General features: G+C 65.6%; 16 protein-coding genes and 1 tRNA gene. 8 read left to right on the forward strand and 9 right to left on the reverse strand.

Annotated elements, in window-relative coordinates; all coding sequences use genetic code 11:
- The first annotated feature begins 439 nt into the window (after positions 1-439).
- The 4 genes from A5784_RS13675 (at position 440) to A5784_RS13690 (ending at position 3,685) form a co-directional block, all read left to right on the forward strand.
- On the forward strand, positions 440-1,213 hold the full coding sequence (locus A5784_RS13675) for a response regulator transcription factor (RefSeq protein WP_064945449.1): 774 nt from the start codon (positions 440-442) through the stop codon (positions 1,211-1,213).
- A 7-nt stretch (positions 1,214-1,220) separates the two neighbouring features.
- A complete protein-coding gene (locus A5784_RS13680; protein ID WP_064945450.1) occupies positions 1,221-2,720 on the forward strand; it encodes a sensor histidine kinase in 1,500 nt (499 codons plus the stop codon).
- A gap of 130 nt (positions 2,721-2,850) precedes the next feature.
- Positions 2,851-3,147: a hypothetical protein gene (locus A5784_RS13685; RefSeq protein ID WP_064945451.1), complete on the forward strand. Its 297-nt coding sequence runs from the start codon at positions 2,851-2,853 to the stop codon at positions 3,145-3,147.
- A gap of 28 nt (positions 3,148-3,175) precedes the next feature.
- Positions 3,176-3,685, forward strand: a complete 510-nt coding sequence (locus A5784_RS13690; RefSeq protein ID WP_064945452.1) for a hypothetical protein — start codon at positions 3,176-3,178, stop codon at positions 3,683-3,685.
- On the opposite strand, the gene A5784_RS13695 is transcribed toward A5784_RS13690, so the two are convergent.
- Both A5784_RS13695 and A5784_RS13700 read right to left on the reverse strand, forming a co-directional pair.
- Entirely contained in the window at positions 3,686-5,125 is a 1,440-nt protein-coding gene (locus A5784_RS13695) for an APC family permease (protein WP_082944829.1), read from the reverse strand.
- Between the two features lie 18 nt (positions 5,126-5,143).
- Complete coding sequence (locus A5784_RS13700) at positions 5,144-6,283, reverse strand: zinc-binding dehydrogenase (protein ID WP_156750550.1); 1,140 nt, start codon at positions 6,281-6,283, stop codon at positions 5,144-5,146.
- A gap of 118 nt (positions 6,284-6,401) precedes the next feature.
- On the opposite strand from A5784_RS13700, the gene A5784_RS13705 reads away from it, so the two are divergent.
- Positions 6,402-6,995 carry a helix-turn-helix domain-containing protein gene (locus A5784_RS13705; protein WP_232006036.1) on the forward strand — a complete coding sequence of 198 codons (594 nt, stop codon included), beginning with the start codon at positions 6,402-6,404 and terminating at the stop codon, positions 6,993-6,995.
- Between the two features lie 3 nt (positions 6,996-6,998).
- Here A5784_RS13705 and A5784_RS13710 read toward each other — a convergent pair whose 3' ends face one another.
- Both A5784_RS13710 and A5784_RS13715 read right to left on the reverse strand, forming a co-directional pair.
- A complete protein-coding gene (locus A5784_RS13710) occupies positions 6,999-8,024 on the reverse strand; it encodes an NAD(P)H-dependent glycerol-3-phosphate dehydrogenase (protein WP_064945455.1) in 1,026 nt (341 codons plus the stop codon).
- Positions 8,025-8,076: 52 nt separating this feature from the next.
- A complete protein-coding gene (locus A5784_RS13715; protein WP_064945469.1) occupies positions 8,077-9,291 on the reverse strand; it encodes an MFS transporter in 1,215 nt (404 codons plus the stop codon).
- Positions 9,292-9,393: 102 nt separating this feature from the next.
- Here A5784_RS13715 and A5784_RS13720 point away from each other — a divergent pair, with 102 nt between their 5' ends.
- Positions 9,394-9,729: an ArsR/SmtB family transcription factor gene (locus A5784_RS13720; RefSeq protein WP_064945456.1), complete on the forward strand. Its 336-nt coding sequence runs from the start codon at positions 9,394-9,396 to the stop codon at positions 9,727-9,729.
- Positions 9,730-9,950: 221 nt separating this feature from the next.
- Here A5784_RS13720 and A5784_RS13725 read toward each other — a convergent pair whose 3' ends face one another.
- Positions 9,951-10,442: a YajQ family cyclic di-GMP-binding protein gene (locus A5784_RS13725; RefSeq protein WP_064945457.1), complete on the reverse strand. Its 492-nt coding sequence runs from the start codon at positions 10,440-10,442 to the stop codon at positions 9,951-9,953.
- A gap of 110 nt (positions 10,443-10,552) precedes the next feature.
- On the opposite strand from A5784_RS13725, the gene A5784_RS13730 reads away from it, so the two are divergent.
- Positions 10,553-10,635: transfer RNA gene (locus tag A5784_RS13730), tRNA-Tyr, on the forward strand.
- Between the two features lie 39 nt (positions 10,636-10,674).
- On the opposite strand, the gene A5784_RS13735 is transcribed toward A5784_RS13730, so the two are convergent.
- The 4 genes from A5784_RS13735 to A5784_RS13750 form a co-directional block, all read right to left on the reverse strand.
- Positions 10,675-11,877: a site-specific integrase gene (locus A5784_RS13735; protein WP_064945458.1), complete on the reverse strand. Its 1,203-nt coding sequence runs from the start codon at positions 11,875-11,877 to the stop codon at positions 10,675-10,677.
- A complete protein-coding gene (locus A5784_RS13740; protein WP_502687514.1) occupies positions 11,870-12,103 on the reverse strand; it encodes a DUF3263 domain-containing protein in 234 nt (77 codons plus the stop codon). Before A5784_RS13740 ends, A5784_RS13735 begins: the two co-directional genes overlap by 8 nt.
- Entirely contained in the window at positions 12,085-12,510 is a 426-nt protein-coding gene (locus A5784_RS13745) for a hypothetical protein (protein ID WP_064945460.1), read from the reverse strand. The genes A5784_RS13740 and A5784_RS13745 overlap by 19 nt, the downstream gene beginning before the upstream one ends.
- A 64-nt stretch (positions 12,511-12,574) precedes the next feature.
- Positions 12,575-13,378: a helix-turn-helix domain-containing protein gene (locus A5784_RS13750; RefSeq protein WP_197514740.1), complete on the reverse strand. Its 804-nt coding sequence runs from the start codon at positions 13,376-13,378 to the stop codon at positions 12,575-12,577.
- Positions 13,379-13,573: 195 nt separating this feature from the next.
- Here A5784_RS13750 and A5784_RS13755 point away from each other — a divergent pair, with 195 nt between their 5' ends.
- Complete coding sequence (locus tag A5784_RS13755; RefSeq protein ID WP_082944830.1) at positions 13,574-13,852, forward strand: helix-turn-helix domain-containing protein; 279 nt, start codon at positions 13,574-13,576, stop codon at positions 13,850-13,852.
- The last annotated feature ends 181 nt before the right edge of the window (positions 13,853-14,033 follow it).

Consider the following 14,033-nt stretch of genomic DNA (forward strand, 5'->3'; position numbering starts at 1 on the left):
TTGTCGGTACGCGGGCGAGCGCACACCGATCGATGTATTGACGGCGGTGTCATTGAAAGATGTTGCAGCGCAGCAATACACAATCCGGCGTGTGTTCACAGCTGGCTTCAAGCATCCAATTGCTATGGGCGAGAGTATTTATCGCTGTGAACCAGCGTCAACGCGAAATGGCGGACGCATAGAGAACGCAAATCTTCTGCTTCGGCCCCCTCGTGGGCGAATTGCCCTGCTGTGCAGGCAAAACGCGTCGAATGCGCCGAACCGCGTAACCAAGAGTTCACGCAAGCGATTGAAACCATATGTATTGCAACAATTCTCGACTGGCTCACCACGCGCTGCGTAAGGTGACGTACGTCATAGCTATGGCGCCGAATGGGTTTGTGTAAGAACTCGATATGAACTCCGTGACAACTAACTGTGTGCTCAGGAGAATGGCAGTATGACCACGATGTCGGTATCTCCACGTGCTCACCAGCCGCGCCAGGCCATTCTCGGGCAGTTGCCCCGGATCAACCGGGCTGACGGTTCACCCATTCGGGTGTTGCTGGTGGACGACGAACCGGCGCTGACCAACCTCGTCAAGATGGCGTTGCACTACGAGGGTTGGGTCGTCGAGGTGGCCCACAACGGCGAGGAGGCCCAAGCCAAGTTCGATGAGATGGAGCCCGACGTCGTGGTGCTCGACATCATGCTGCCCGACATCGACGGTTTGCAGATTCTGCAGCGGGTGCGCGAAGCCGACGGCTATACGCCCACCTTGTTCCTCACCGCGAGGGATTCGGTGCTCGACCGGGTGTCGGGGCTGACCGCCGGTGCCGACGACTACATGACCAAACCGTTCAGCCTCGAGGAACTGGTTGCGCGGTTGCGTGGTCTGCTGCGCCGGTCCAGTCACGCCACACCGCCGGCCGATGAGGTGCTGAAGGTGGGCGACATGGTGCTCGACGGCGCCAGCCGGGAAGTGACCCGCGGCGGTGAACCCATCGCCCTGACCGTGACGGAGTTCGAGCTGCTGCGCTACCTCATGCGCAATCCGCGCCGGGCGTTGAGCCGCGCCGAGATCCTCGACCGGGTGTGGAACTACGGGTTCGGCGGCAAGTCGAGCATCGTCGACCTCTACATCTCCTACCTGCGCAAAAAGGTCGACGCCGACCGCGAGCCGATGATCCACACGGTTCGCGGCGTCGGCTACATGCTGCGGCCCGCCGAATAGCCGCGCGATGAGCCGGGTCAGCCCCTGGTGGCGGCCGCGCTCGCTCCGCAGACAACTGGTACTCGGCGTGACGGCGATCGTCACGGTGGTGCTGGCTGCGGTGGGCGCGTTGTCCGTTTACAGCTTGCACACCTACGTGTCGACGATGAGCGACAACGAGGTGGCGCGGTCCTTGGCCGCCTTCAGCCACTCCTTCGAGAAGCTGCGTGGTCAGGACCCCGCGCATCAGATCGACGAGGCGCCCGACGCGCTGACCGCGTTCGTCGGGCAGGCCCCCGGCAACCTGATCGCGGTGGTCCGCGACGGTGAGGTGGTGCAGTCGGCGATGTTCTCCGACGGCGAGCCCCGACCGGCCCCTGCCGCGGTGACCCAAGCGCTCGACGCGCAGCCCTGGACCGACCACAATCCCCGCACCGTAAAACTGCCGGTGCTCGGCTCCTATCGACTGGCCAGCCAGGCGGCAGGCGACGGGGACGTGCTGGTCTCGGGCGTATCGCTCGACAGCGCCAACCGGGTGATCGCCCGCAAGACCGTGACGGTCGCGGTCATGATCGTCATCGCGCTCATGGTGACGGCTGTCGGAACGGTTCTGGTGGTGCGGTATGCGCTGCGGCCGCTGCGCCGCGTCGCCGCGACCGCGGCGAAGGTCGCCACGTTGCGGCTCGACGGGGACGATCACCGCATCACCGCCCGCGTGCGGGAACGGGACACCGACCCCGACAACGAGGTCGGCATCGTGGGGGAGACGCTCAACCGGCTGCTGGTCAACGTCGACAGCGCGCTGGCCGAGCTGGCCGCCTCGGATCGGCGCACGCGGCAGTTCCTCACCGACGCCAGCCACGAGCTGCGCACTCCGCTGGCCGCGATCCAGGGCTACGCCGAACTCACGCGGCAGGACAGCACAATGCTGCCGCCGACCACCGAATACGCGTTGGCCCGCATCGAGGCCGAAGCGCGCCGCATGACGGTGCTGGTCAGTGACCTACTGCTGTTGTCACGGCTGGGCGAGGGGCAGGACCTGGAGACCGACGACGTCGATTTCAACGACCTCGTCGTCGACGCGGTCAACGACACCGCGGTCGCGGCGCCCAGTCATCACTGGGTGACCCGGCTGCCCGACGACCCGGTGTGGGTCCGGGGCGACCTGGCCCGGCTGCATCAGGTGGTGAGCAATCTGCTGACCAACGCGAAGGTGCACACGCCGCCGGGCGTGACGGTGGTGGTGACCCTCACCGTCGCCGGGGAATTTGCTGAACTGACCGTGTCCGACGACGGTCCGGGAATTGAAGCGGAATTGTTGCCGAACCTTTTCGGGCGATTTGTGCGGGCCGATAAGGCGCGGTCTCGAGAATTGGGGAGCACAGGCCTCGGGCTGGCAATTGTGGCGTCGATAGTGCAGGCCCACGACGGCACCGTGGCCGTCGCCTCAAGCCCTGGAGAAACCGTGTTTACCGTGCGCATACCGCTTGCCGAGCAGGCGGCGGATGTGACCCCGGCGACATTGTGAAAAATGTGAATTCGGCCTGAATTGTTCCTATGCGCAAAAACGTATGCGTTCGATATGAGTTGATGGCCGGCACATGAATACCCACCTAGGCTGGAAGAGAATTCAGCGAAATAGGAAGGGTGAATTCGAAATGAGAAAGCCTGTTGTCGCCACAGTTGCCGTCAGCCTGGCTGCCACCGGTCTCGCATTGGCCGCGCCGGCCTCGGCGGCGCCGTCGGGGCAGACCGCCCGGCAGACCATCCAGCAGCTCGAAGCCGAGGGTTACAAGGTGATCCAGACCAAGGTCGGTAGCGGATCGATCGACAACTGCACGGTCAGTGCCGTGCGGCCCGGACGCCCCATCACCGATCTGACCGCCGCGCCGCGTGGCAACACCGTCGAGGTGGTCCGCTACACCACGGTCTACGTCGATCTGGCCTGTGGCTGATCCAGTGGCTTCACGTTAGGGTGTCCGGGTGCTGAGCAGAGTGATGATCGGCCTGGTGGGTGCTGCAGGGGCGGCTGTGATGGGCGTGCCCGGGGTCGCGACGGCCGATGATCCGCCGCCACTGCCCAACGTCAACGCGTTCGCGCCGGTGAAGACGTCGGAGTACGCGGTGATGGACAACAAGTGGTACGCCTTCACCACGCCCGATGGGATCACCTGCGTGTTGCAGCGTGACGGCGGGTACGGCTGCAGTGGCGCCATCCCCGCCGCGCCCAACGGCGCCAACATGGTCAGCGGCGGCACCGGTGCACCCGGCTTCGCCAGTGCGGCGGCCCCGGTGTTCTCCGTGGTCGACGGAGCCAAGCCGCTGCCCGCCAACACCCGAATCAGCTATCAGACCGTCAGCTGCGGCACCGATGGGGTGATGACGGCCTGCGTCGACGGGCGTAACCAGTCGGGCTTCGTGATCAGCCCTGCGGGCAGTTACGTCGTCGGCGACCGGCCGTCGGGCATCAAGCCCTCGGTCCGGATCGGCTGATCAGCCGATCCCTTCGAGGCTCTCCACCTCGCTGGTGCCGATCGCCGAAATCACATGCGGTGAACGACGACTCAGGAACCAGTACCATGCCAGCGCCGCGGCCACGGTCGCGATGAACAGCCATGGGATGACATTGAGTGGATACGCCGGAACCGGATACACGTTGGCGTAGAACACATATGCCATAGACACGATCGCGACGGCCGCGGCGGGCCACACCAGCGGAACTCGCGCGTTGATTCCGCGCAGGAACACCACGGCAGCCAGTGCCGCGGCCGCATAGGCCACCATGTAGCCGTAGGTCCCGTAGGTGTCCACCCACGTGACGACGTTCATCGGATCTACGCCGAACAGGTACATCACCACGGGCACGGCGATCACCAGCGGTCCGACCGAGACGAGTGCGCGGTGCGGGGTCAGGTGCGTGGGGTGGGTCCGCCCGATGGCCGGGCTGACGACGCCCTCCTTGCCCATCACGTAGAGGATGCGGCCGACAACGTTCAGTGGGGCGACCACCACGGCGAAAAACGATGCGGCGACGCCGAAGTTGAGGATCGGGTTGAACCACGTCGGCATGCCGACCAGCGTCGCGATGTCGTCGAGCGGCTGCGCGGACGAGCCCAGCGCAGGCCCGAGGGCAGCCACCTGCGTGTAGGCGGCGAATACGTACAGCACACCGACGCCGGCCGCACTCCACATGATGGCGCGCGGCACCGCGCGGTAGGGGTCCTTGGCCTCGCGGGCCAGGGCGTCCGAGCTGGAGAAGCCGACGAAACCGAGGATCGCCAGCACCATGCCCACCACGATGCCCGACGGTTTCACATCGGTGAGCTCGAACTGAGCGGCGTCGAAGGCGCCGCCACCGAGGTGTACCAGTGTGATCACCAGCAGCAGCGTGATGATGGACACCGAAATCAGTTCCAGCACAAGCGAAACTCGCGCCGAGAGGCGGATGCCGCGAATGGTGAACAGGGTCGCCAGTGCGCCGAGGACGATCGCCAGCACGATCTGCGCGACGGTGCCGTGGACCGGGATGCCGAGCTGGTTGAGCAAGGTTGCGGTGTAGGCCACCGACCCGCTCAGTGACCCGGCGGCGATGCCGAAGCAGCCGATCAGCAGGCTGACACCGGTCAGGTAGGCGCCGAACGGGCCCAGTGCCGTTGCCGCGTAGCTGTAGAGCGAACCCGCCGACGAACGGCGTTTGGCGAACTGCGAGATGCAGTACCCGACCGACAGGATGACCACGGTCGCCAGGGCGAACGACACCCAGGTGCCGTTCGTGGCGGTGTTGTAGATGGCGGCTGCCGTGAACGCGATGACGGCACTCGGCGCGATGTTGGCGATGGCCTGGGCGGCGAGTTCGCCTCCGCCCATCACGCCGCGGCGCAGCCCGGCATCGCCGGTGGTGGCGTCGGGACCCATCTGAATGTCTTCGGACACTGGGGTTCTCGTTTCTTGTCAGGCTGAGGGGATGAGGAGTTGACGCAGGGCATGCCCGGCGGCGAGATCGTCGAGCGCGGCCGCGGCTTCCTCCAGTGGACGGCGGCCGGAGATCATCGAGGCGAGATCGAGGTTGCCCGCCATCACCTCGTCGACGAGGGCCGGGATGTCGCGCTCGGGTACCGCGGAGCCGTAGTTGGAGCCGAGGATGCGTTGGTCGGCCTCGGCCAGGGCCAGCGGGTCGAAGCTCGCCCGTTCACCCTGCGGCGGCAGACCGACGATGACGGCCGCGCCGCCGAGACCCAGTGCGGCGATGGCCTGTTCGGTCGTGGCGATCTTGCCGATCGCGTCGAACACGTAGTCGTACCCGTCGGCGACGACGTCGCGCAGCGCCGCCACCACATCGTCGGTCGCGGACGCGTCGACGACATCGGTGGCACCGAGTTTGCGTGCCAGGTCTAGCTTTTCGGCGACGACGTCCACCGCGACGATGCGCGCGGCGCCGGCCAGGCGGGCACCCTGTACGCAGGCCAGGCCCACGCCGCCACAGCCGATCACGGCTACTGTCGAATCCGGTTCTACCCCAGCGGTATTGCGCACGGCGCCGACGCCGGTCGCGATCGCACAGCCGACGATCGCGATGTCTTCCAGCGGCGCGTCCTTGCGCACCTTGACCGCACCGCTGCGTGGGACCACGACCTCTTCGGCGTAGGACGAGACGCCCAGGTAGTGGTGAATTGTGCCGCGCTCGTTGGACAACCGCGTGGTGCCGTCGTACAGCGTCCCGCCGGTGGCGACGACGGACGCGACCAACGAGCACTGGGCGGGCCGGCCCGCCAGGCAGGCGCGGCACTCGCCGCAGCCGGGCACCCAGCTCAGCACGACGTGGTCGCCGGGCTCGAGGTCGTCGACGCCTGCGCCGGTGGCGGTGACCACCCCAGAGCCTTCGTGCCCGAGCACCACCGGTGCGGGGACGTCCCAAGCGCGGGTGGTGACATGCAGATCGGAGTGGCAGACACCGGCGGCGGCGATCTTGACGCGGACTTCGCCGGGGCCGGGTGCGGCGAGGTCGACGTCTTCGACGGAGATGCCGCCGTCCCCGTCGAAGACCGCAGCCCTGATTCGCGTGCTGTGCTGGGTGTCTTGAGCTGCCGACACTACGTGCCTTTCTGGTCTGAGGGGGCCGTCACCACGAGTAGGGTTCAATGCCATAAAACACTGATGGGTGTTTTACACCACTAAACGAACAGGCGTCAACAGCTAGGGGAGGGATTGAGTGGCGGATGGTGAGGAGACCGGAATGGGCCGCGCGGGCGCGCGGCTACGGGAATTCCGCACCCAGCGCAGATTGAGCCTCACCGAGGTGGCAGCTCGGGCCGAGGTGACCAAGGGCTTTCTCAGCCTGGCCGAGCGGGGCATGACCAACGTGTCGGTGCCGGTGCTCATGCGGATCTGCGATGCGGTGGGCATCGGCATCGGCGATCTCTTCGAGTACCCGGCCGCACCCATCGTGCGCAGCGGCGCGGGGGCGCCCTTGGAGATGGGCGGCCACGATGTCCGCGAAGAGCTGCTCACCCCGAAAGCCGAGCGGCACGTTCAGGTTATGCACACCGTCATGCGGCCCGGCGGCGGGTCGGGCGGCGCCTATCGGCTCGATGCCACAACGATTTTCGTGTACGTGCTCAAGGGCGAGCTGAGCATCACCGTCGACGGGCAGACCACGTTGTTGGAGACCGGCGACAGCATGACGTTCGGGGCGACCCAGTTGCACGACTGGCACAACCCGACTGACGGCGAGGCCGAGGTGCTGTGGACCATCGCGCCGCCGGTGGGCGCCGAGGACTTCAGCGCCGCGCTGCGTGGGAGCTGAGGCTCAGAACCCTGAGCCGTGAACCTCATGGCCGGGCTTTTCGGCGGCGAGGCCGCGGTAGGCGTCCTCGACCGTCGCTCCGTGATTGACGACGCGGTCGACCTCGCGGGCGATCGGCATGTTCAGGCCGTACTTCTCGGCGAACTCCATGATCACGCTCGCAGCCTTGACGCCCTCGGCGACCTGGTTCATCGAGGCGATGATCTCCTCGATCTTCTTGCCCTGGCCCAGCTGCTCGCCGACGTGTCGGTTGCGGCTGCGCTGCGACGTACACGTGACGATGAGGTCACCCATGCCCGCCAGGCCTGCGAAGGTGTCGCGATGTCCGCCCATGGCCTCACCGAGCTTGGACATCTCCCGGACTGCCCGGGCCATCACCATGGCCCGGGTGTTCTCCCCGATGCCCAGGGAGTACCCCATGCCGACGGAGATCGCATACACGTTCTTCAGCGCGCCGGCCATCTCGACCCCGATGACATCGTCGGTCGTGTAGGTGCGGAAACGCTTGGTGCGGAACAGCTTTGCCAAATTCGCCGCTAGGTGCTGATCGGGCATGGCCAGCACGGCGGCAGCGGCATAGCCTTCGGCGACCTCGCGCGCGATGTTGGGCCCGGCCAGGATGCCTGCCGGGTGGCCGGGAAGCACCTCGTCGACGATCTGGCTCATCCGCATGTTGGTGCCCTGCTCCAGGCCTTTGACCAGAGACACCACCGGAACCCACGGCCGGAGCTCCTTCGCGAGTTCCTGCAGCACACCGCGGAAACCGTGTGACGGCACACCCATCACGATGACGTCGGCGCAGTTGGCCGCCTCGGAGAAATCATGGGTTGCGCGAAGGCTTTCCGGCAGTATCACCTCGTCGCCCAGATACCGCGAGTTGCGGTGATTCTGGTTGATGTCGTCGGCGGTCTCGTCCGAGCGCACCCACTGCAACGTCGGGCCCCGCCTCGCGCAGATCGAGGCCACCGTGGTGCCCCACGAGCCTCCACCGAGGACGACGACGTTCGGTTCGCGTTGCGCTGGTGCCATGGCGATCAGACTAGGTGCGCAGCGGCGGCCTGGGATGCGATTTGGTTGCTGCCTACGCGGGTCCCTGGTTCTGAGCCCGCAGAGAGCGAGCTCCCATGACGGCCGCGGTGAGACAGGCCAGCGCGACGGCCGCGGCGAACCAGGGGAACACCGTGGCCAGGTCCCAGCGGGTGGCCGCCCAGCCGGCGAGTAGCGTCGGCACCGCCATCGCGGTGTAGGCCAGGACGTAGAACGCCGACATGGTCTCGCCGCGCTGGTCGGCGGGCACCACATGGGACAGGTGACGCAGTGAGCCGCCGAACCCGAGCCCGAACGTCGCGCCCAGCAGCGCGGCGGCCACGAACACCAGCGGCCAGGAGTGGGTCAGCAGCACCGGCACGGTCAACACCAAGCTGACGGCCATGCCGACGTCGCCGGCGATCGCCGCGCGGTGTGCTGGGATGCGGGTCGCTGCCAGTTGTGCGATCGCGGCGGCGAACGCCGTGACACCGACGACCCCGCCGCCGAACAGCAGATTGTCGATGTGGGTCTGGTGCGCCGCCAGCGACGGGTACAGCGACAGCAGCACTCCCAGCACCGACCAGGATGCCATCGCGCCGATCGCCGAGAACCAGAAGTCGGACCGGATGTCCTGAGCCACTGCGGGTTTGGAGATGCGGATCGGGCCGGACTGACGCACGGTGTGCGTTTCGCGCAAGGCCACCACGCCGACGCCGAGGATGGCGCACAACACCGCGACGACGGCGTAGGGCGTGCGCAGCGGATGCGGGGCGTACTGGGCCAGTAGCGCGGAGCCGACGATCGCGACGGTCATCCCGATGTTGAACGCGACGCCGCTGAGTTGTCCGGATCGCACGCCGTGTTGTGGCCGCAGGTCGAGCAGGGCGGCCGCGGCGACCACGACGATGGAGCCCACCGCGGCGCCATGGATGGCCCGCGCCACGAGTAGCAGCGTCATGTTGTCGGCCACCAGGAAGACGCCGAGACCCGCGATCATCGCGACGAGCGCGCCCAGCAGCACGGGTTTACGGCCGACGACATCGGAGATCCGGCCCGAGATCAACACGGCGGCCAAGGCGGCGACCGCGTACACCGCGAACACGATGGTGGTGGCCAGCGGCGTCAGGTGCCAGACCGTCTCGTAGAGCCCGTACAGCGGAGCAGGTAGGCCGGACACCCCGAGCGCGACACCGCACAAGACCAGCAGGAGCGGGTATGCCCACCGCTGAGCGTCGCTGCCGACCGCGCGGTCTGCTTCCTGCGTCACCAGGACTCCCGTGAGGTAGGTTTGATGTTCATCGAACTTCGACGAGGCTACCCGGGGTTCGATGATGATCAAACTTATTTATCGGGTGATGGAGGACACAGCATGGTTCAGGCGCAGTTGGCCGAACCGGTCCGGCACCCTGTCGCGCCCCTCCGGCAGGTGCTGTGCGCACTGCAGGACCCCGTGCGGTTGGAGATGGTGCGCCGGCTACACAACGCCGGGCGTCCGGTGAAGTGTGCGGAGCTCTACGACGGCATCAACAAGTCCACGGCCACGCATCACTTCAACATCCTGCGCGACGCAGGCATCATCGAGCGCCAGCCCGTCGAGGGTCACACGCATCAGCGCCTGCGCATCGACGACGTCGACGCCGCGATTCCCGGCCTGCTGGGTTCGGTTGTGGCACAAGCGAACCGCGAATCCGAGGCGCTCGGCTGATCGCATGGGGCGTGGGCCAGTGGCGCACGCCGGTCCCCCTGCACCGCGACCGTGCGTGTCTGCTGCCCGGCACGCCGTGAACCGCTGGCACTGCGTGCACGCTCGTCACGGCTGAGCGGCGGGTCTGCTGCTGAGCACTCGACTAGCACCACATCGAGTCTGCGGTGAGGGCGCACAACACCGAGAGGCGAACGCCCTCAGCGCAGACTCAACGCGTCATCTCAGCGGTAGTTGACGAACTGCAGCGCCACGTCGAGGTCGGAACCCTTCAGCAGGGCAATGACGGCCTGCAGGTCGTCGCGCTTCTTCGAGCTGACCCGGATCTCGTCGCCCTGGATCTGGGCCTTCACGCCCTTGGGGCCCTCATCACGGATGATCTTCGTGATCTTCTTGGCCTGCTCGGTGCTGATGCCCTGTTTGATGTCGCCGGACACCTTGTACGTCTTGCCGCTGGCCTGCGGGTCGCCCGCGTCGAAGGCCTTCATCGAGATGTCCCGGCGAACCAGTTTCTCCTTGAACACATCGACGGCGGCCTTGACGCGCTCCTCGGTGCTGGACGTGAGTTCGATCACCTCCTCGCCCTTCCAGGCGATGGTGGTGTCGGTACCGCGGAAGTCGAACCGGGTCGCCAGCTCCTTCGCGGCCTGGTTGAGTGCGTTGTCGACCTCCTGGCGATCGACCTTGCTGACGACGTCGAAGCTGGAATCCGCCATTGGAACGCCTCTCCTCTCCCTCTGCGTGTGCTGCCGGTTTGTAACTTTGGTACATCCTCGTTGTACCCTGCTAGTCGCACCAAACCGGAGACGGGGCGGATGCGAAACAAGGCAGGTTGCCCGAGCGGCCAATGGGAGCGGACTGTAAATCCGTCGGCTTACGCCTACAGTGGTTCGAATCCACTACCTGCCACACTGATCAGGCCCCCTTTCGAGGGGGCCTGACGTGTTTCTAGGACCCAGAATTGTGACGGTTTGTGACAACCCGCGTGAAACTCTGCGCCGCGATCGCCAGAGCCTCGGGCTTCGGGTTCACATAGGTCTGCAGCGTGAACGCCTTCGAAGCGTGGCCAAGCCATGCCGAGATGAGCGCGGTAGGCACCCCGCGAAGGTGCATCAGCGTGCCGCAGGTATGGCGGGCATCGTGCAATCGGACATGCCGAACCCCCGCGGCCTGAAGCATTCGGGCCCAACGGTTCTCGATCGCGTTCGGCGTCAGTGCCCGGCCGCCCTCGTTCACGACCACATAGCCGCTCGCCTCGTACTCTTCGCCCAACCGGAGTTGGTCGGCGGCCTGCGTCTTGCGCGCCGCCTTGAAGGCCGCGTACAGGTCATCCGGCAGCGGCAGCTCCCGCCGGCTGGCCCGCGACTTTGGCGCCTTCTCGATGCTCTTCTTGCCGCGCTGCAGTCGGGTGTTGACCACCGCAACGGTTTTCGCTTCTAGATTCACGTCGCTCCATCGCAGACCGCTGATCTCGGCGAGCCGGAACCCGGCCAAGGCGAGCTCCCAGGCGATGGCGTAGCGGTTGCCCGCGATGTGCGCCAGCAGCTTCTCCACCTCCGCCTCTGTGAGGGGGTCGGGCGGAGCTGGGTCGGCCTCGATGCGGTCCACCAGGGCGGCGACGTTGCGCACCGTGTGGCCCTGCTTCTGCTCGGACTCGAGCATCGAGACCAACAGGCCGAGCATGTAATTGACCGAGCGCGGCGACCACGGCTTGCGGGGTTTCCCGGTGGGCGCCGGCAGTCCGCCCTCCCTCAGCGCCGTCACGAGGTCGTCAATGTGCCGCTTGGTGAGCTTCTGCACCTCGACGTCGCCGAGCTGGTCGATCACCACCGACAGCTTCTCGGCGTACCCGTCGACCGTGGACTCTGCTCGGTCGGCCGCGCGCTTCCCGGCCAGCCAGTCATCACACGCTTCGCTCACGGTCCGTTGTGTCGGCTGCACATACGTGCCCCTGGCGACGTCCCCACGGATCTGGTCGAGGGCGTCACGGGCCTGGGCTTCGGTGGGGTATCGCTTGCGGAAGCGCTTGCGCTTCCCGTCGATGACACCGACGTCGACGGTGAGCTGGTACCGCACGACCGGCCGGCCGCCGCGGCGCGATTCCAATTCGACGCGCTTGATCTGTGGTGGCAGCTGCCGACGTTCAGCCATCGACGCATCCTTTCGCTCGGATCCGTCGGAGACGGTTCACAGTGACGGGGTCGTGATCCAGTGCCGCCGCGGTGTCGAGCAGCCGATTGAGCCGCTGGTAGTAGCGCACGGGACTGAGACCGACGCATTCGACGATCGCTATCTCTTTGCCGCCCGGCGTCGACCACCACTCGCGCTCCACGTCGAGCATCGCGCGGTCCTGGTCGGTCAGGGAATCCATAGCCATTCGTCTCCAAACTCGCGTTCAAGCTCGGCGGTCTCGTCGGGGTTGAGGTTGGACAGTCGGACCTCGACGGTGTGCCGGTCGACCCACAGTTCCTCTGCGAGGGCATCGGGGTCTCGAGTCGATCGCAGGGCGCGAGCCAGGTCAGCTATCGCGATGAGCCGACGCGCGGCGAGTTCATCGACAATCCGTTCTTCCCGGTCGCGGTACTGGGGGGAGGGGAGCCCGCGTTGTAGGTGCTGCAGTTCGTGGGTCAGCACCGAGCGCCGTTCGGCTTGGTTCAGGGTCGAACACAGCCAGATGGTGTTGTCGCGCCAGATGCCCGCAACCCGCTTCGGGAGACGGTGCTCGCAACTCACGACGATGTGCGGGTAGTGCTCGCCTACCCAACGCCACGGGTTCCAGGACATTCACAGGAATCTAGGTTCGGGGTCCGACAAAAGTGTCGCTGACCAGGAACTACACCGATGGTATTCACTCGACATCGTGGTCGTCTTCCTCCTGGTCCGAACGCTTGCGGCGGGTCGACGCCGCAGCTTTCTCGTCGATCACGGCCGGTGGCGGGTCGCTCTTCCCCCAGTGTGGAAGGCGCACTACGTCGCCAGCCGGCTCCGCTCCCTCAATCATCATTTCGAAAATGTCTGGCCCGCTTTGGTTCCGCCGACGGATCTCACGTTTGATCTGCCGCAGGCGGCTTACGTCGCCGCCGGCAGCCTCGACAGCAGCTTGATGAACCGCGTCGATCAGGTATTCGGCAGCACTCTTGAGGTCCTCAACTTCCTCGATGTACGTCTCGACTTCGTCAGCGTCTGACGGGTCAATCAGCTCCAAATCGGTGGCCGAATCAAGGTCGTCGGCGAGAAACGACAACTCCACCATGGTGGCGAGATGTTCGGCTTTTACCGTCGCTGTGCTGGGTTCGGCGACGGTTGGCTGCTCTTGGCCCTTGTCGTCACCCGTGTCCACGTCAAGGTGTAACTGTTCGTCCGGGTCCAGCCACAGAGTCGGGGATGGGTTGAGCTTCCTCAGCAGCTTGAAGAAACGCCCGCGATAGTCGCGATCTTGCTGGGCGATCCCGATGGTTCCTGCCGGTATCTGCAATGCGTGCTCGATTTTTCGTTGGGTGGTGTCCTGTGGCCAGCGTTGCCCGTTCTCTAGTGAGCGGATCGTCTTGACGTCCACCTGCGCGGTATCTGCCAGCGCCTGTGGTGTCCATCCTCGGAACAGTCGGATATCCCGCACCAGCTGGCCGACGTGCAGGTCGTCAGTACTTGTCATGCCTCCCATGGTGACGGGAAACATTGGGAACATCAAGCAACAGTGCACGATGGGGAAACGCCCAAAAAGCGGGAAAACACGCCAGTAATTCCACGACAGTAATTCCCAGTTGACCTGCGGAAACACCAACTCTGCCCGAGTGTTCCCAGTCGATTCCTGTTGACTGTTCCCCTCTATTTCCATACAGTCAGACTCATGCCGCGCCAAGACAGGACAACACTGGGGAAGGGCGAAGGGCGAAGCCCATTCGCCGAATCTGACTGGGAGCGCGTCGGCGAGACGCTGCGCACCATCCGCGAACTCCGAGGCTTCAAGCCAGACGAGTTTGCTAGCTCTATCGGCATCTCCCGGCCCTACCTAGCAAACATCGAAGCCGGGCGAAAGAAACTCACCAACATCTTGCTGGCCCGGGCCGCCGAGAAGCTCAAGGTCGAGCAGATCGCCATCATGCGCGCCGTCGAAGAGGCCGCTTAACCACCCGATCCGGGTGGATTTCGCATGCCAAAAAACAAAGCCCCCACCCGGCCAGGGGTGAGGGCGACGACAACGAAGGAGAAGTTCGTGTCAGAACTTGAGAGTACCGGCAACGAGTTGGTTCAGGTCGGAGCCGACGGCGAACCGTTCACCACGTCGCTGGTGATCGCCGCCGAGACAA

This window comes from Mycobacterium sp. 852013-50091_SCH5140682 (assembly GCF_001665685.1).
GTDB lineage: Bacteria > Actinomycetota > Actinomycetes > Mycobacteriales > Mycobacteriaceae > Mycobacterium.